The sequence below is a fragment of the Candidatus Omnitrophota bacterium genome (assembly GCA_013791745.1).
Taxonomy (GTDB): Bacteria; CG03; CG03; order CG03; family CG03; genus CG03.
In genome coordinates this window covers 1-19,354 of record VMTH01000172.1, presented here as the reverse complement: position 1 = coordinate 19,354, position 19,354 = coordinate 1, and the positions used below count along the sequence as shown (strand labels likewise).

The following is a 19,354-nucleotide window of genomic DNA, read 5'->3' as shown; positions in this document are numbered from 1 at the left end:
GAAGGAAGAATTACCAGAAAAATATTTGCGAATAGATCATTTAATTGGCTCTACTCAAATACTGCCTTTTTTAAAACAACGTCAACTTGATTGTCTTGAATCTATATTATCAGCAGAGATCCACTTGGATAGGCTAGAAGAGTTTTCTAATGAAATAAAAAGAACAATTGCAAAAGTTCGCCCCAAAGTTTTAAACAATTTTAGGGAAAATGCAAAAAAACAAAAAGAGAATAATGATGAGAAAGCAAAGGGATACAAAAAATACATTATTGAAAACGAAGAAATATATTTAGTGCCATATTCGCTTTTTATGTCTATGGAAACACTAGGTTCAATAAGAGATACTTGTCATTTAGTCGTTGATAAAATTCGAAAAACACCTAGTTCAAAACAATATCTATTTTTCAACAATTTATTGTTGGAAAAAATGCACCCAGTGACAATGACTTATTATGTGAATGTTTTATACTTTTTAATTGAGTTTTATAAATCAGATATTATTTTGGAGCAATCGCTACTAAAAGATAAAAAGGTGATGCTCTATAGTTGGATAAATATGTTGTTGTTTCATTTTGTAGATAGGATTGAATTGCGATATTTATGGATATTTGAAGGATTGGCGAATAGGTTATTTAAAAGATTGGCTATTAGTTCAAATAAAAAGAGACAGCATATAATGGATGTTATTAGCAAGGAAATATTTTTGATACCGGAAGAAAGTGTTGCATGGATGGGACCGAATCCAGCTAAAAAGATAATCATGTTTACTGAAGATATGACTTTACGATTGCTGGGAGGTATAGTTAATAAATATTATGACGAAGAACATCGAAGGTTTAAAGAAGTGTTAGCATATCAGGAATTTGAAAAGATGTTTAAAGTAGTGAATGAAATTGAAGAAGAAACAGACAAAGAATATAAAAAACTGTTAATAGAATTAGGCAGTGAATGGGGTGATTTATGTTTTTTTGAACATATTAATAATCCATGGGATAAATTAGGGTCTGGCGTATGTGGATTATTAAAAAACGAATTAGATATACTAAATGAATTATCAGAGCTATCTAGAAAGCGAATTCAGAAAATGGCAAATATCGGAGATATAAATTATGCAGATGATTGTTGTAAGGCACTAAAATTAAATTATACAAAAGGTAGTTGTGTAATTAGTACCGAGGACTACTACAATCCTAAATATAATACAAAAGACGGAAAAAGTGTGACGGAGGAAAGTATAAATGAAAAAAAATGTTGATAGTAGAACAGTTAAGAAAAAAAAGGTAAGGGGTATGAAAACAAGTAAGAAAAGCCAACCCCCGGCACCATCGACTCATATGAGCAAAGAGCAAGAGCGCGCGGAATTGCATCGCGCTATTTGGCAGATAGCCACTGATTTACGAGGAAGTGTTGATGGTTGGGATTTCAAGCAGTACGTGCTGGGAATGCTTTTTTATCGTTTCATTAGTGAAAATTTAGCCAACTATATTAATGCTGATGAGCGACGGGCCGGCAAAAAAGATTTTGACTATGCCACGCTTTCTAATAAAAAAGCCGAGTTCGGACGAGCTGATACAGTAAAAGAAAAAGGATTTTATATTTTACCAAGTGAACTTTTTATAAATGTCCGTAAAAATGCCCGGAATGATGCAAACCTCAACGAAACCATTACTACTGTCTTTCGTAATATTGAAAACTCTGCAAAAGGTGCAAGTAGCGAAGATGACATCAAGGGTTTGTTTGATGATCTTGATGTAAACTCCAATAAACTGGGGGGTACAGTAGAAAAACGTAACCAGAAACTCACAAAACTCTTTGAATCTATCGGCGACCTTCGCCTTGGTAATTACTCTGACAATACTATTGACGCTTTCGGTGATGCATATGAGTTTTTGATGACTATGTATGCCTCCAACGCCGGTAAGTCAGGTGGTGAATTCTATACTCCGCAGGAAGTCAGTGAACTTCTTGCGGAAATCACAACAGTCGGCAAAAAAGAAGTGAACAAGGTCTACGATCCAGCTTGCGGTTCTGGTTCTTTGCTCCTTAAATTTGCCAAAGTGCTCGGCAAAGAAAATGTACGCCTTGGTTTCTTCGGACAAGAAATCAACCTTACTACTTACAATCTCTGTCGTATCAACATGTTTCTGCACGACATCAACTACAACAATTTTGATATTGCTCACGGTGATACACTCACTGACCCAAAGCATTGGGACGACGAACCGTTTGATGCTATAGTTTCTAATCCGCCGTATTCAATTCATTGGGAAGGTGACGCCAACTCTCTCCTCATCAACGATCCGCGTTTTTCACCGGCTGGAGTACTAGCACCAAAGAGTAAGGCCGATCTGGCTTTTACCATGCATATGCTCTCATGGCTCTCTACTAGTGGTGCCGCGGCGATTGTTGAATTTCCTGGTGTTCTCTATCGTGGTGGTGCAGAGCGGAAAATTCGAAAATATCTCATAGATAACAATTACCTTGATGCAGTTATCCAGCTGCCACCCAATCTCTTTTTTGGTACTAACATCGACACCTGTATCCTCGTGCTAAAAAAGAGTAAGAAAGATAACAAAACACTTTTTATTGATGCCTCTGCCGAGTTTGTTCATGTCGGCAATAAAAACAAATTGACTGAGCCAAACCGGTTCAAAATTTTAGAAGCATTCACTGCTCGTAAGGATACAAAGTATTTCGCAAAACTCGTCAACAATAAAAATATTGCTGACAATGACTACATTATCGTAGTAAAAGATTATGTAAAAAAACTAGACACTCGCGAGGTGATAGATATTAAAGAGCTAAACGAGAGAATAACGAATATTATATCCCGACAAAATAAATTACGCAAATCGATTAATGAAACTATCGGTGATATTAAAGAAACAAAAATGACTAAAAATATGAGTAAAATTGAAAAGCTAATTGCTGATTTGTGCCCGAATGGCCTGACGTTTAAGGAATTAGGAGAGCTCGGTGAGTTTTATGGTGGGTTGTCTGGCAAAACAAAAGATGATTTTAGTAACGGTACTGCAAAATTTGTCACCTACATGAATATATTTTCTAATATAGCAGTCAATACCGATATTAATGATTTTGTAAAAGTAAGCAAAGATGAACACCAAAATAAAATTGAATATGGCGATGTGTTATTTACCGGCTCATCGGAAACACCTGACGATTGTGGCATGTCATCTGTTTTAACAAATAAAATTAATGAGCCGTTGTACTTAAATAGTTTTTGTTTTGGTTTTCGCTTACATAACAATACTTTGTTTTTGCCAGAATTTTTAAAGTATTTGTTTAGAGATGAACAAGTTAGGAAGCAGATTGCAAAAACTGCAAATGGTGTGACGAGATTCAACGTCTCCAAAAAGCGTTTTGCAAAAATTATAATCCCTCTTCCGCCACTTGCATTGCAGGAAGAGATTGTTAAGATTCTTAATAAATTTACGGAACTCGAGGCAGAACTGGAAGTAGAACTAGATACCGAACTTGTAGCAATAAAAAAGAAATATGATTATTATCGTTCTGGGCTCCTGACATTTAAAAAGAGAGAGCAGGATTGAACAATCATATTGTCAAAGTACGCTTTTAACATGGAATAAATATGGCAAATAATAAAAAATACAATTTGGTTGCGGAAAATTCGCAAAGTACCGTAGTAGCGGAATATATATCAGATGCTAAACGTGCCTCTCACTATCAAAGTGAAGCAGAGCTAGAGAGTGCTTTTATAAAACAACTTGAGACACAAGCGTATGAGTATCTGTCTATCACCTCCGAAACTGATTTGATAATGAACTTACGCCTGCAACTAGAAAAACTCAATAATTTTGCATTTACCGATACTGAATGGGAGCATTTCTTTGCTAGTGAAATTTCTAACCCCAACCAAGGTATCGCAGAAAAGACCTCAACAATTCAAGAAGATTACATAAAAAACCTGATGCGCGAGGATGGTACGGTAAAAAATGTATACTTTATAAAAAAGGATAATATTCACGACAACAGTTTGCAGATTATCAACCAATACACAACAGAAGATGGCAAGCGCGCTAACCGTTATGATGTGACTGTCCTTGTAAACGGTTTACCTATGGTGCATATAGAGCTCAAACGCCGTGGCGTAGCCATTACCGAAGCCTTCAATCAGATTAATCGCTATCAGCGTGAAAGCTTTTGGGCTTCAGCGGGGCTTTTTGAATATGTTCAACTGTTTATAATTTCCAACGGCACACATACCAAGTATTACAGCAACACTATCCGCTCGGAACACATCAAAGAAGCCAGTGAAGGTGCGGTGAAAAAAGGTAAACGCTCCAGCAACAGTTTTGAATTTACCAGTTGGTGGGCAGATGCTACTAACAGACCGATTACGGACTTGATGGATTTTGCCAAGACATTTTTTGCCAAACACGCACTTTTAAATATTTTAACCCGCTATTGCGTATTTACTACCGAGCAACAGCTTTTGGTGATGCGACCTTATCAGATAGTGGCTACAGAGAGAATATTGAGTCGTATTGAAGTCAGTACTAATTACAAGAAGCTCGGCACTGTTGAGGCTGGTGGATATATTTGGCACACTACTGGATCAGGCAAAACATTAACAAGTTTTAAGACAGCACAATTGGTAAGCAAATTACAGGCTGTCGACAAGGTGGTTTTTGTTGTTGATCGTAAAGACTTGGACTATCAGACAATGCGGGAATACGACAAGTTTGAAAAAGGTGCGGCTAATAGCAATACCAGCACGGCGATTTTGAAACGCCAACTGGAAAATCCCAATGCGCGTATCATCATCACCACTATTCAGAAGCTAGATCGTTTTATTGGACGCAATGTGGGGCATAATATTTTTGATGGTCACGTTGTTCTTATCTTTGACGAATGTCATCGCTCACAATTTGGTGATATGCACGCTGCGATTACGAAAACATTCAAGAACTACCATCTTTTTGGTTTTACCGGAACGCCGATTTTTGCAATGAATGCGTCTTCAGGTGGCAGACCAGACTTAAAAACCACTGAACAAGCATTTGGCGAAAAATTGCATACCTATACTATTGTTAATGCCATCGCGGATAAAAATGTTTTACCGTTTAAAGTGGATTATGTTTCTACAGTTCGCGAAGCTGAGAATATTGAAGATGAGCAAGTTAGGAATATCGATCGGGAGGCAGTACTCTCAGCACCGGAACGCTTGACGAATATTGTCAGCTATATTCGTGAGCATTTTGACCAAAAGACCAAGCGTAACAGTTTTTATAAATTGAAAGACCGAAGACTTGCAGGTTTTAATTCTATCTTTGCAGTTTCGTCTATTGATATTGCAAAAAAGTATTACGCGGAGTTTAAAAAACAACTCGCAGACGCGCCGAGCGACAAACGACTCAAAGTAGCAACGATTTATAGTTTTGGTGTGAACGAGGAGGATGCCACTGGAATGATTGATGAGAACTCCGAGGATACGAGTGGACTAGATGTGAGCTCAAGGGATTTTCTTGATAATGCAATTACGGATTACAATGCGATGTTTGGAACGTCCTACGATACTTCGTCTGATAAATTTCAAAATTATTATAAAGATATCAGTCTGAAAGTAAAAAATCGTGAGATTGATATCCTTATCGTGGTCAATATGTTTTTGACAGGGTTTGATGCAACAACTCTCAACACGCTCTGGGTGGATAAAAATCTGAGACTGCATGGACTCTTGCAGGCATTTTCACGTACGAATCGTATTTTAAACAGTGTAAAAACCTTCGGAAACATTATTTGTTTCCGGAACTTAGAGAAAGCAACCAATGAATCTATCGCGCTCTTTGGTGATAAAGAAGCTGGCGGGATTGTACTTCTCAAATCATACAAGGAATATTACGACGGCTACAAAGATGGTGATAAAGAAGTGAGGGGTTATGTAAGTTTGGTAACAGAGCTGGTGGAAAACTTTCCAGTTGGCGAGCAAATTATGGGTGAGCAAAATCAAAAAGACTTTATCAAGCTCTATGGCGGAATTCTGCGCTTGCGTAATATTTTGACAACTTTTGACGAGTTTACTGGCAACGAGATTTTAACTGAGCGCGATATCCAAGATTATCACAGTGCATACATTGACCTCTATAACGAATTGCGTAAGGGTGTAGAGGGTGATCAAGAAAATATTAACGATGACCTGGTATTTGAGATGGAGCTTATCAAGCAGATAGAGATAAATATTGACTTCGTGTTAGGGCTCATAAAGCAATATCACGAAGATCACAACAAGAATCGCGAGATTTTGGTTGATATCAACAAAGCAATAGATTCTAGTGTTGAATTGCGAAACAAAAAAGATCTTATCAATCAGTTTATCACTTCACTTGATATTTATTCAGTGGTTGATGACGATTGGCGGAAATTTGTGGAAAAGAAATATATTGAGGAGCTTGAGCAAATTATTGAGAGTGAAGAACTTGACCACGATGCAACTTATACATTTGTAAAAAATGCCTTCCGTGATGGTAGTGTGGTAACAACGGGCACCGCCATCACTAAGGTTTTGCCGCCTGTGTCTCGTTTTTCTCCAACCGGTGAACGGACCAAGAAACGCGAGAGCGTTCTGACTAAGTTAACCAGTTTTTTTGAGCGATTTTTTGATATTTCCAGCAAATTAAAACATACTTGTATAGAAAAAACCGTCCAAGTGCCCGTAGAATATGTAGAACCATTGGTGCCATTGATGTATATGGAAATACTTCCAGTATATTCTATGCAGGCCGCATGCGGAAAGTTTGGCGACGGTGAAGATGTGGAATGCGAGGGTTGGATGAAAGTTAAGGGTAAGAACTTGAACGAGGATATGGACTTAAGTGAAGATATGTTTGTCTGTCAGGCCGCTGGAAAATCTATGGAACCGAAGATTTCTGATGGAGCGTACTGCATATTTAGAAAAATAACCCCGGGAACGAGACAAAATAAAATAGTATTAACGCAAATGCACAACGTTGAAGATCCCGAAACAGGGGGCAAATATACTATCAAGAAATACAGCAGTGAAAAGGAATATAACGCAGATGGTACATGGAGACATAAAAAAATAATATTAAGTCCGCTCAACAAAGACTATGACCCAATAATATTCACTAGAGAAACAACCGGTCTAGACGATGAAGTAAAAATTGTCGGAGAATTTATAAAAGTTCTTGCATCAAGTTAGTGGAAGATGTTGCCGGGTTTGACCCACCGGCGGGAGGCCGGCATTTCACATTCGGATTTAAATTTTAAAAGAAATTTTTAAAACTATTTAAAAAAACCAATTTCACAAATACAGCCAAAAGTTCCGTGAAGATAAAACATAGACAGGGGCAAGCGCCGCCGTCCGCTTGCCCCTGTCTTTATCAGAGAGCAGAGAGCGAAAGCCAAAGTCCGCTGTGGCGGGCGAAGGCGGTTGAGCGAACCGATGGTAAAAAAGGATTCATTGCAGAAGCCGCAGACCCGCCGAAGGCGGGAAGCCGACAACGGAGGCAAGCGGAGGAGCAGAGCGACGACGCTGGCGGCTGGACAAAGGGAGCGTACGAAGGCGCTTGTCCGCCGAAGAGGCGGACATTGTGCCGGAGGGGCGCGACCGTCTTTGAGCGAGGCGCCGGAGAATCCGGACGATGATCGGACGGATAGTCGGAGGCGCCGAGCGATGGCGAGCAAGTGCGAGCCCGCTTGCCCGCTTCATGCGGGCATTGTGGGCGAGCCTTGCGAGTATAATAAGATTGCCACGTCGCGGAGTTTATCCTGAGCGAAGTCGAAGGGCTCCTCGCAATGACAAAATGAAAAATAAAATTGATTTATTCCATGCAAAATAATACAATCTCTTTAAGTGAAGGGAATCTTATAAACTATTCTCGAAATAGGTTCGAGCAAGGTTTAATAAGGTCGATAATTTTATAAAAAATGTATATTGTGGGAATAGACGAAAATGGGCTCGGCCCGAAACTTGGCATGTTCTGCGTGACGGCTTCGCTTTTTGAATGCAATTCTTATGACCCCGGTTTTTTCTGGAAAAAAGCTTCCGACGGAAGGGTTGATGACAGTAAAAAGGTCATGGCCTCCGGCCGCACGGAAAAAGGAAGGCGGATAGCCGCTTCCTACCTTGCGATGCTCGGCGCTGTGCCGGAGACTGACGCTGATTTCATCAAATTTATTAACTTCAGAAAAGCCGGCCCGCGAAGATATGGTTGCCCGGATTGCGGAAGAATCATGTGCCGTGCGGGAAATTCTTCTTTCGCCGCTGATTTTCCCGTTTCTAATGCAGCGGATTTGTCGTCGTCGCTGAAGGCGGCCGGCATAAGATTCGCCGGAGCTGAAAGTTTTTTCTGCTGCCCGGAAGAATTTAACAGGGGTATAGACAGATACGGCTCCAAAATGAGCCTGGAATTTTCCATTCTGGAAATGTTTTTCAAAAAATACAGTTCGCTGTCCGCGAAAGGGGATACACTCTTTATATGCGGCAAACTCGGCGGCACAAAAAGATATGTGCCGTATTTTGATCATCTGAAAAAATACAGACTGCTGTGTTCGTCGGAGGGGACCAGCTCCTTTTATGAATTGGGCGGTTTGGGAAGAATAGAATTTGTCAAAGACGCCGATTCGCTGCATCTGCCGGTCGCGCTGGCTTCTGTTTTCGGAAAACTCGTCAGAGAGGTATTCATGGAAAGCCTCAACGATTATTTCGGCGGATTTCAAAAGGATCTTCCGCGCGTTTCGGGTTACAACGATCCGCTGACCCGGGGGTTTATAGAAAAAACGGCCTCCCTGAGAGAAGATAATGGCGTGCCGGTGGAATGTTTTCTGAGAAAGCGGTGACAGCGGAGCCGTTTCTGCCAAATAAGTATAGAAAGTCAACCCCTGGCACCTCATTGACACTTAGAAAGTCGGCCCACGGACCGCATTGACACTTCCAACTTTTCAAACTATAATAGTACTGTAAGGCCCTAAAAGGGTGCCTCTGAATTGGCTGGTCCAATATCGGCAAATCCGTCGTGAGGCGGAGACGCAAAGCCACGGGTCCCGAGCGGAAGCGCGGGATAGCCGGGTTGCCTGAGGATGCTGTAAGGTTCAGTCAAAGAGGCTGAACCTTTTTTTAATTTATTATAAAAAATTATGAAAACAAGAAAAGAACTTACCGGTTTGATGCTCACGGCTGCCGCGATTTTCGCGTTCAATTTCTGGCTTGAAGCGGAAAAAGGGACGGGCGGCACCCCCGGAGCTTTTTTATCCTACGGGGCAGGGGCCAGGTCAATGGCCATGGGCAAGGCCTTTGTGGCCGAAGCTTCGGACGCCTCCGCCACCTACTGGAATCCGGCGGGCCTCGGCAATGTGGAAAGGCAGGAGGCCATGATGCTCCACACAATGCTCTGGGCCGGAACAAGCTATGATTTTCTGAGTTATGTGCGTCCTATGACCCAGCTCGGGGCTATCGGGCTGAGTATGGTCAAAATGACCACAGGCGGTTTTGAGGGCTACGATAAGTATAATGAAAAAACATCCAGCTTCAGCGATGACCAGATGGCGGTGACGATGAGCATGGGCAAAAAATTCATGAAAACGCTGTCCCTGGGAGCAAATTTCAGGTATATGACCCACACTCTTGATTGGCACACGAATTCAAGTTTTCTTATTGATATGGGCGGGTTATACGCTTTACCGACAATGCCTAATTTGCGGCTGGGATTCAATATACAGAATATTTTTGAGAATAAGCTGGCGCCGACAGAAGATGACATGCCGCTGACGATACGGATGGGCGCGGTGTACAAACAGTTTAAAGAGAAGCTCTCCATAACGACGGATCTGGTCAGTACGACCGGCGTGCCGGGGCTGGAAAGCCATTTTGGCGTTGAGTACTGGCTGCTGGATCATTTCGCCTTCCGTGCGGGGATGGACGCGCAGGAAAAAACTTTCGGTTTCGGCGTGAACTGGCAGAATCTCGGTTTTGATTACGCTATGGCCATGCATGACCTCGGACTTTCTCACAGGATGTCGGCGAGCCTCCGCTTCGGGCCGTCCATAGCGGCGAAAAGGAAGCTTGACGCCCGGCAGGAATATTTGAAGGCTCACGCCGCTTTTGAGAAAGGGTATCTCGCCCGCGGCAAGGATTTTCTGGCTAATGCCGTCTCTCTGGATCCGCAGAACACGGATTATGTTTATGAATTTGACAGGATAGATGTTGTTATTCCGATTTACAATGAGGTGCCGAAGCCCAGCAAAGAACACGAACTTCTGCGCCGGAGCGTGAAAAAATATCTTGACCGCAGAGTTGAACACAGTCTGCAGATACTCCGTTATCTGCTCACGCTGGATCCCGGCAACGCCAAAGTCATAGCGCTCATACAGGCGGTGAAAAGTAAAGAGAGGATAGGCACCCCGGAGCCGGAACTCCCTTCGGGCATGAATCTTGTGGACAAGAGCCTCTATGATTCGCTCAATTATTTTTACGACGGCAAATATGAGCAGGCCCTGAAACTGGCCCAGGATGTCCTCATACTGGAGCCCAATTCATCGATGGCTTACAAAAGGATAGGTTCCGCGTTTTTTGCCATAGGAGAAAAGGACAAAGCCGTATCCAACTGGAAGAAATCCATAGAACTTGACCCGACCGATGAAAAGCTGCGGCAGTTTGTCTCAAAGATAGAGAGAGAGTCCGCTGAAACGGCGCCGACGGAAGGCCTGGATTTTCTGGATTCCATGGAGTGAGAAAATATCTCCTTGCTCCTTCCCGACCATAGTTTGTATAATACCAAAATGCGTAAACTTATAATATCCGCCGCGGTTTTTATATGGGCGACATCTGTTTATTCTCAGGAGAACAGGCCTGTTCTGCAGGACATAGACTATACGGCTGTTGTGGAACAGAAGATGAAGCTTGAAACCAAGCTTGAAGCATATGTCAACGGGGTTCTTGAGAAATGGCTGGGCCCCGACAGGGCGATCGTCAAGGTTGATATAACGCCCAATGCCACAAAATCGCGCGTGGAAACGGAATCCTGGGCGCAGAAACAGTCCGAGACCGGCGGGGTTGACGCGAAGGCTTCTCAAATGGCGGAGTTCCTTCCCGGTATCCCCCGGAAACAGGACATTATGCAGAAAGAAGCCGCTCCGGGCGGCGCCGGCGAGGCTTCCGGCCAGAAAAGAAGCATAGAGAGCATAGTAAAAATACCCGAATCATTTATAAAAAAAATAGACGCCACGCTGATTGTTGACCAGGCGCTTAAAGATGAAGAATTTACGGCCGTAAAAAAAACCGTCGTCGATATGCTGGGCATAAATGTTGAAAGGGGGGATAAGCTGATTACAATGAGAGTCCAATTCTCGCCTTTCAGAAAGCTCCTGTCTTATCTTAGCAATCTTTATTTTTACATCGCGGTCGCGGCCATAATTCTTTCTCTTCTGTTCCTGCGTTTCCTTTTTTCGTTCCTCTCGACATTAAAAGAGTTGAAAACAATGAAAAGCGAAGTCGGCACCAGCGGCGATGTCGCCGGCGGAGGCGGCGGAGGAGGCGGCGGCATAGGAGGAATTGCCGGCGAGGCGGGAGAATTTACAAAACCTGAAGAGGGTGAAGGGGCCGAAGAGGGCGAAGAAGAAATTTCGGAAGAAATAAGAAAAAATCAACTGAAGGAATTGGTGGAATCACTTCCTGTTCCCGACGAGGAGGTCGGAAAAATGGCATTTAAACCTTTTAAATTTGTTGAAGACAGGGACCTGAAGAAAATAGCATATCTGCTTTCCAATGAGACGGCGGAGGTGACGGCCACGGTGATACATTACCTTGACGACTCTAAAGCCGCGAAATTGCTCAAGCTGTTTCCCGAGCACAAAACATCCGATGTTATAATGGCAATAACAAGGGTGCAGTTTGTCGAGCAGAACAAGATAGCGTGTTTGGAGAGGGTGCTGAAAAGGCGTATAGATCTCACATCCGGAGGCGTTGACAGGCTGCTTGAGATACTCTCTCTCATGGACGACAGCACAAAGAAAGAGGTGATGGGGCATCTCACCGCGGAAAATCCCGAGATCGCCGAGAAGGTTGAATCCATGATGTTTTCGTTTGCGCACATGGCGCATCTGGGAGATCACACTCTTCAGAGCATCCTCGCGGAGGTGAACGCCCCCGATCTTGCCGTCGCGCTGAAGGGCATGGACGAGGAGTTTAAGAATAAAATCAAGAGCAATCTCTCCGAGGCCGCGGTGAAACTCCTTGAGGAGGAACAGGAGGCCGGACGCGCGGCCACAGCCACTGACGCCCAGGTCACCTCCCAGCGCCGCGCTATAATAACAAAACTCAGGACCATGGAGGCCGAAGGGAAAATAGATCTCGGCGGCGCGAAGGAAATAGCCGTGTTTCAGGATGAGCTGGCGTCGGTTTCCACCAAGAGCATAATGGAAGAGGTGGACGAGGAAATAGAAAAAGAAAAACATAGAGAAGATAAGAGGGCAAAAAGAAGGGAGAAGATCGGTATGGTGGACGAGCATGTGCCGGTTATGGATAACGAAAAATCCTTTGAGCATTATTCAAGGGGAGAAGAATATTTTCAGGAGGGCAATTATGAAGATGCCATTCTGGAATTTGAGGAATCAATACAGTACAATCCGGAAATATGGCAGACATATCAGTTCATGGGATCCGCTCTCTTCGCTCAGGGCAAAGAGGAGGCCGCGGTGCGGGCATGGGAAAAATGTCTTGCGCTCAATCCGGATAATGAAGATCTGAAAAAATGGCTGGGGGAACATAAACACAAACAAAGCGCTCATGCGGGAGAGGCTGAAAATCAACAAGAGGACGGGGCGGTATCTGAGGCTGTTCCCAGGGAGTCTGAATAATGGCTGAGGGTAAGAAACCGCCGTTTACATTCGGAGGGGCTAAGCCTCCGTCGTTCGGGGGGGCTAAACCGCCGTCATTCGGAGTGCCTAAAAAACCGGAGGCCCGGGATGCCCAGCAAAGTCCGTCAGGGGGATTCCCTCAGTCGCCGGCGCCGCTGAAACAGGAAAGTGACACAGGGGCTCCGGAGATAGGCGGACAGAATTACACAAATCAGCTGAGAACAAAAATAGAACAGGCCAAAAAAACTCTTGATGAGAGCCTCGCCAGAAAAAAGGAAAAACTTGAGAAAAGGGAACTTTACTGGATGAGTACTCTCAAGGAGAAGGAACAGGAAGCGGAAAAAATCAAGCAGGAAATGAAAGCCGCGCTGGATAGAATGGAAATGAGCCAGGCCGAAAAAGAGGTGTCATTGCGCAGCGCCCTTGAGCAGTTTGAGGGCCGTTTGATGAGTGTTTCAAGAGAGCTTGAAGACGAGAAGAAAAAGTCCTACAGGTCAATGCAGAAAGCCCGGGAGGAGAGCGAAGCCTCGCTCAAGGTCGAGATGGCGCTCAAAGAGATAGTGTCGTCAAAGGACTATGAAGACAAGCTCCAGAACATGCAGGCCGCTCGTGAAAATCTGTTGAAAGACATGATCCGTCAGAAAGATAATTTTAACAGAGAGAAATCCGCTCTGGAAGAGCAGATCGGAGCGCTCAACGAGCAGGTTTACCGTCAGCGTGAGGTCATCGCGCGCCAGGAATCAAGCGAGAAGATCTTTGAGACGCAGAAGGAAAAAGAGATAGGAGCCGCGCGTCAGGAGGCCAAGTCAAGGCTGGAAGATCTTATAAATCAGGTGAAGAGCAGGGAAGAGGGCGTCAGGATCAAGGAAAATGAATTCAGGATACAGGAATTAGCGAACAGGCAGAAACTGGATAACATAAGTGATGATTTGAAGCGGAAAGAGGCGGAGTCGACGGCGTTGAGGGAACTTGCCTCCCGTCTTGAGAGAGAGTTATATGCGGCCAGGCAGGCGCTGGAAGAAGGGAATTCCAAATTCGTCAAGGAAATAGATTGGCTCAAAAAACATTTTGAGGAAGAACGCTCGTCCTGGGCCGACCGTTTCGCCCAGGAAAGCCGGATGAGGAAAGAAACGGCATCTTCCCACACGGATATTGTCAGGGACAGGGACAGTGTTTTACGCGAATTGGCCGCGGCCAGCGCGGGAGAAAAGGATCTGTCCGGGCGTCTCGCGGAAAAGGAAAAAGAAATAGCGGATCTGTAGAATTCTTTTGAAAAAGAAAAGAATGAGGTTAAAAATATATACGAATCCGGACTTCGGAACATAACGGCGGCGAGGGATGAACTAGCCCGCGAGCTTGAGGCAACCGCCGGCGGGGTCAGGCGCTTTGCCGATGAAAAAAATAAATTAGAGGAAGACCTCGCGTTCGCCCAAAAGCAGCTCCGGGAAAAAGAGGGCGATGAGAGGGATCTGGCGCAGAAAATAAAGGATATATCCGCCCAAAAACTGGCTCTTGGGCAGAGGGCGGAAGATGAGCGCCGCGCTTTTGAAGATGAGAAGCAGAAGCTGCATTCCAGGATAACACAGTTAAATTCCGAGAAAGAAAATTTATCAGGGGAAAAATCCGCCGCTGCCGGCAGAATTCAGCAGCTCGCGGGTGAGATCTCAAGGCAAGAGCAGGAACTCGGGGCTTTACAGGCGGAGTACCGCGCAAAAGCAGGGGATTACTCACGGGAGAAGGGGATACTTGAGACCAAAATAAAAAATATTGAAGACGAAAAAGCCGGACTGGAGAGAAAAATAGTCGAGTATGCTTCACAGCTGGATGCCCTGCGGGAGAAATTAAAGAAGCAGTCTGAAACCGCCGGGAAAGCTTCAGCCGAACTGATAGAGGCGAAGGAAGTTATCGGTAACCTCAATACCCGGCTTTCCGAATCAGAGAAAGAGCTGTCGGTTTTTCTTGAGAGGGAAAAACAGCTGCGGGAAAAAATAACAAACTATGAAAGAGAGATAGGGCATCTCAACAAAAATATAGCATCGCTCAAAGAGGATGGCGCGAAAGGTTCCGCTTTAAAGGACAGCGAGCTGGAAAAAGCCCGCGCGGAAATTGGCGGCCTCAACGCCCGGCTCGACGGGTTCATAGAAGAAAAAAACAAACTTTATGAAAAGTATAAGGCTATATCGGAAGAGCTTTTTGAGATGACGAAACAGCGTGATACGCTTTTCAATGAGAAAAACGCTCTGGCGGAGGAATTATCCGCTTCGCAAAAACAGCTTGAGAAACTTCTGGCTGAGGCCTCCGGGCAGGCTGCTCAGATAGCCGCATCGGGGGGCGAGATCAGCCTGTTGAATGACAAACTAAAGGCGTTGAGCTCCGAACGGCAGGCCGAAACGGTGGAATTGAAAAACAAGATACTGGAACAGCACAAAAAAATGGAAGAGCTCTTTTCCAGGATCAATGAATACAATGTAGAGATCGAACAGCTTAAATCCGAACCGCGGGAGAGTGTTGAGGAATACAAGAGGCAGCTTCTTGACAGGGAAAAAGCGAATGAGCAGATGCGTTCGCAGCTTGAAGCCCTGCGCTCCGAGAAAGAGAGCGCCGCCGATAAAGACGGCATAATCAAAGAATACGACGGAAAGATCGCCGGCCTGGAAGCGGAGCTTGCCGAAACAGGCGTTGAAATAGAGAAGATGAGAGAGAGCGCCGCCGGTAAAGACGGCATAATCAAAGAATACGACGGAAAGATTGCCGGCCTGGAAGCGGAGCTTGCCGAAACAGGCGTTGAAATAGAGAAGATGAGAGAAAGCGCCGTCCGGGCCTCTGAGCTGGATTCTGAGATTGTGAGGAAAGACGCACAGCTGAAAGAGGCTTCCGTGGAACTTAAAGAACTCAGGTCCTGGATAGAAGCTCTTGAAGAGGAAAAGCGTCACAGCCGGGAAAAATTTGACGCGGAGCTCTCGGCCATCAAGGAAGAGTATGAGCGCAGCCGGCAGGACGTTGAGGAAGGAATAGAATCTTTTGAAAAAACAAAATCGGAATTAGAAGGGCTTAAGGTGAAAATAGCCGGCCTTGCCGAGGAAAACGCTTCTTTGCTCATCGCGAAAGAGGATGCCGCCGCGGCGGGCGAAAAACTCAGGGATCTCACCGAGAAACAGGAGAAGGATATAAAAGACCTGAAAGAGCGGCTGACTATGACCGCTGACGAGACCGCCGCCGCGTATGATGAGAAGATAAAAAAACTGAGCGCCGACGCTGATGAAAACCGGAAGAAAGCGGCCGGTTTTGAGGGGTCTCTGAGAGAGGCGGAAAAAGAGATCGCGCGCCTGAAAGAAGCGTCGGTTTCCGAAAACAGACAGGCGGATGAATTCAATGAAAAACTGAAGGAACTTGGGGATATAATAGAAAAACAGAAGAAGGATATCTCCGAGAAGATGGAGTATATCAAAAACAAAGAGCTGGAATTCCATAAAATACTGAAAAAAAAGGATGAGGACATATCCGTTCTCAAGGCGCAGCTCGAACTGGGGCTGGAAGCTCTTGACGGCAAGAGCGCCGCCCCGAATGATAAGAGGCTCGCGGAGCTTCAAAGGATAAATGAGGAGATCGGGAGAAAATCAGCCCAGCGCGAGGCAATGCTCAGGGAAGAGATAGAAAGGAAGGAAAAAGAGGCGGCGGAATACAGGAATCAGATCAGGGCCGCCGAGTCGTCGCAGCCATCCGATCATCCCGCCGTGCCGCCGGAACTCGAGGACGAGATCAAATCCAGGACAGCGGAAGCCCTGCGGCTCAAATCCGAGATGGAAAGAGCCAGAAAATATTACGAGAGGCTCGAGAGTATTATAAAAAAACAGGATGAGAAAATCTCGCAGCTCCAGAAGAAAGACGGCGGCGGGAGCATCATTAAAAAGCATGACATCGTTCCGGACGATGACGGGGATATAAAATTTTGAAAAAAGGCGGCTGAACAATGGATTTTGCGACAATAATAGGTTTTATAGCGGGTTTGGGCCTTATAGTAGCGGCCATCGTCGGCCGGGTGGGTGTGGCGGGTTTTCTGACGAGTTTTATAGATCTGCCGTCGGTAGCCATAACTCTCGGCGGCACATTCGCAGCTACTATGGTCAATTATTCTTTTCACGAACTTGTCAGCGTTTTCGCCATAGCCAAAAAAGTGTTCACGGAGAAAGACGAAAATGTGATAGGGATAATAGACACGATCGGGAGGCTCACAAAGAAAGCCAGAACGCAGGGCGTGCTGGCGATCGAGCAGGAGATAAAGGAATTACCCAACCCTTTTCTCCGTCATGGCTTCTCCCTTGTTCTGGCCAATATTGACGCCGAAACAATAAGAGCGGAGCTTGAAACAGAGATAACTTTTATACAGGAGCGCCACAAGCTGGGCCAGGAAATATTTTTGACAATGGGCACATTCGCTCCCGCTTTCGGTATGCTCGGCACCATCATGGGCCTTATAATGATGCTCGCAAAGCTGGAAGACCAGTCCGCTATCGCCGGCGGTATGGCTGTGGCTCTCATAACGACCCTTTACGGCGCGCTGGCGGCGAATCTTATATTCCTGCCGATTTCGGGGAAACTCAAAAGAAAGAGCGAAGATGAGGTGCTGGTGAAAGAAATAATAATAGAAGGCATAATATCAATGAAAAGCGGCGCTATACCGTCCATAATAGAAGCTAAGCTCAAGGCCTATCTGCCGCCGAAAAAAAGAGAAAGAAAAGTAATAGAAAAATAGTATGGCGAAGAAAAAAACTTCCCAGACTATGCAGGTGGGACCCGCGGCGCCGGGATGGATGGTGACATACGGCGATCTCATGACGCAGCTTCTGATATTCTTTGTCATGATGTTCGCGCTGGCCTCGGCCATGAACGAGCTGCAGCTGATAAATCTGCAAAAAAAAATGAGGCAGTATGTTGACAGGGAAAATCTCACCAACGATGTTTCGCTTGATGTGGATGAGAGGGGGCTCGTGGTTTCCTTTCACGGAAATAAAATGTACGAGAAAGGGGACGCCGAGATCAAACCTGAGGCATTGAAAGCGCTTTCTAATCTCGCGGCTTTCGTGCGGCCCCAGCCCAATGAAGTGCGGATAGAGGCCCATGCGGATATGACGGAAAGCCCCGGGAAATATATATCGCTGTGGAATCTTTCTTCAACGCGGGCGTCGTTCATAGCGAAACAGCTCATACAAAACATATATTTTCCTCCTTACCGCCTGTCGTCGGCGGGTTATGCCGAACAGAAGCCTTACATTAAAAAGGACGGCGAAACATATAAGACGCTTGAGGCGCGCAGCGCTGATCTGCTCAAAACCGCGTCATCCTCTTTTTTTCATGAGGTCACCCGGATGACAGAGATGAACATAAATAATCAGGTTTTGGAAAAAAACAAAAGCTTTGAACAAAAATACAAAAACGACCCCAATCATTCTGTTCTCGTGCGCATGGCCAGAAACAATTATCAGGGCGGCCTTGAAAGAAAATATGCCGCGATCTCCCTGAAGATGAAAGAAAGCTCCGTGTTCAAGGACCGCTCCGGAAAGTGGGCGGAGGAAGCCCGGATCTTTTTTAAATTCGCTGACCACGAAATAGAGATCCTCGCGGCGAAAGAGGATTATATCAAGGCGCAGTTCTATGACAGATTGCAGAAAGAAATAGTGACTATGGCCAATCTTTCACCGTCGCAGCAGAACCGGAACCGCCGCGTGGATATTATCATCGCCAGGATCTCGCCTCAGGCGGCCAAGGAAAGGCTGCTGTAACAGCTCTTTCTTTCTTTCAGAGACGCTTATCAATATTCTCTTTCGATTCTTGACAGTTTACGGGAAACATTATATTATTACGCATAGAGCGTAACGCATTATGCGTATTGGAGGTTACTATGCGAAATCCTTTTGTTTACGGGAAAGAGGTCTCAAAAGAAAATTTCTGTAACAGAATATCGGAAATCAAAGAATTGCTTCGTGACATTAGTAATTCTCAAAATGTAATTATATTTTCGCAGAGAAGATTCGGAAAAACTTCTTTAATAAAACGCGTTTTTGAAGAATTGGATTTCAGCAGAATAATTCCCATATATGTTGATTTATATCCTGTTCTTTCTGAGGAAGACTTCATCAGGATATATGCAAAAGCATTATCCAAGACAGTAACTAAAGATTTGGCTGATAAAATAAAAGAGCTATCATCGGTTTTTAAAAAAATACGGCCGACTTATTCAGTCGATCAAACAGGACAAGTATCATTCAGCATAGATATAAAAAACGAAGATATTATCCCCTCGCTGGAAGATGTCTTAGAGGGGTTGAATAGGTATGTCAAAAAAGAAAAGAAAAAAGCTGTTGTGTGTTTTGATGAATTCCAGCAAGTCAGTATGCTTAAAACCGATAAAATTGAAAAATTTATGCGCTCTGTTTTTCAATCGCACAAGAATATTTCATATATTTTTATGGGCAGCAAAAAGCATTTAATATATGATATG

General features: G+C 44.6%; 9 protein-coding genes, 1 pseudogene and 1 riboswitch. All 10 genes and pseudogenes read left to right on the top strand.

Annotated elements, in window-relative coordinates; genetic code table 11:
* Positions 1–1,238 precede the first annotated feature (1,238 nt).
* Positions 1,239–3,569 (top strand): type I restriction-modification system subunit M, encoded by a 2,331-nt coding sequence (locus FP827_08855; GenBank protein ID MBA3053172.1) that lies wholly within the window; start codon positions 1,239–1,241, stop codon positions 3,567–3,569.
* Positions 3,570–3,610: 41 nt separating this feature from the next.
* A pseudogene (locus FP827_08850) lies at positions 3,611–6,649 on the top strand (type I restriction endonuclease subunit R).
* Positions 6,650–7,929: 1,280 nt separating this feature from the next.
* Entirely contained in the window at positions 7,930–8,841 is a 912-nt protein-coding gene (locus tag FP827_08845) for a hypothetical protein (GenBank protein ID MBA3053171.1), read from the top strand.
* 154 nt (positions 8,842–8,995) lie between these two features.
* Positions 8,996–9,079: riboswitch (cyclic di-GMP riboswitch) on the top strand.
* Between the two features lie 59 nt (positions 9,080–9,138).
* Complete coding sequence (locus tag FP827_08840) at positions 9,139–10,731, top strand: PorV/PorQ family protein (protein ID MBA3053170.1); 1,593 nt, start codon at positions 9,139–9,141, stop codon at positions 10,729–10,731.
* A gap of 48 nt (positions 10,732–10,779) precedes the next feature.
* Positions 10,780–12,855 (top strand): tetratricopeptide repeat protein, encoded by a 2,076-nt coding sequence (locus FP827_08835; protein ID MBA3053169.1) that lies wholly within the window; start codon positions 10,780–10,782, stop codon positions 12,853–12,855.
* A complete protein-coding gene (locus tag FP827_08830) occupies positions 12,855–14,117 on the top strand; it encodes a hypothetical protein (protein ID MBA3053168.1) in 1,263 nt (420 codons plus the stop codon). Before FP827_08835 ends, FP827_08830 begins: the two co-directional genes overlap by 1 nt.
* A 936-nt stretch (positions 14,118–15,053) precedes the next feature.
* Positions 15,054–16,808, top strand: a complete 1,755-nt coding sequence (locus FP827_08825) for a hypothetical protein (GenBank protein ID MBA3053167.1) — start codon at positions 15,054–15,056, stop codon at positions 16,806–16,808.
* Between the two features lie 17 nt (positions 16,809–16,825).
* Complete coding sequence (locus tag FP827_08820) at positions 16,826–17,608, top strand: motility protein A (GenBank protein MBA3053166.1); 783 nt, start codon at positions 16,826–16,828, stop codon at positions 17,606–17,608.
* Position 17,609: 1 nt separating this feature from the next.
* The gene (locus FP827_08815) at positions 17,610–18,635 is read left to right on the top strand and encodes an OmpA family protein (protein MBA3053165.1); all 1,026 of its coding nucleotides are present in this window, start codon (positions 17,610–17,612) and stop codon (positions 18,633–18,635) included.
* Positions 18,636–18,742: 107 nt separating this feature from the next.
* The coding region (locus FP827_08810; protein ID MBA3053164.1) for an ATP-binding protein at positions 18,743–19,354 on the top strand (612 nt) is incomplete at its 3' end.

What these genes read in the sequence shown, in the direction of transcription:
- FP827_08825 (MBA3053167.1), top strand. Translation starts at nt 15,054, where the DNA reads ATGACGAAACAGCGTGATACGCTTTTCAATGAGAAAAACGCTCTGGCG.
- FP827_08830 (MBA3053168.1), top strand. Translation starts at nt 12,855, where the DNA reads ATGGCTGAGGGTAAGAAACCGCCGTTTACATTCGGAGGGGCTAAGCCT.
- FP827_08815 (MBA3053165.1), top strand. Translation starts at nt 17,610, where the DNA reads ATGGCGAAGAAAAAAACTTCCCAGACTATGCAGGTGGGACCCGCGGCG.
- FP827_08835 (MBA3053169.1), top strand. Translation starts at nt 10,780, where the DNA reads ATGCGTAAACTTATAATATCCGCCGCGGTTTTTATATGGGCGACATCT.
- FP827_08840 (MBA3053170.1), top strand. Translation starts at nt 9,139, where the DNA reads ATGAAAACAAGAAAAGAACTTACCGGTTTGATGCTCACGGCTGCCGCG.
- FP827_08820 (MBA3053166.1), top strand. Translation starts at nt 16,826, where the DNA reads ATGGATTTTGCGACAATAATAGGTTTTATAGCGGGTTTGGGCCTTATA.
- FP827_08855 (MBA3053172.1), top strand. Translation starts at nt 1,239, where the DNA reads ATGAAAAAAAATGTTGATAGTAGAACAGTTAAGAAAAAAAAGGTAAGG.
- FP827_08845 (MBA3053171.1), top strand. Translation starts at nt 7,930, where the DNA reads ATGTATATTGTGGGAATAGACGAAAATGGGCTCGGCCCGAAACTTGGC.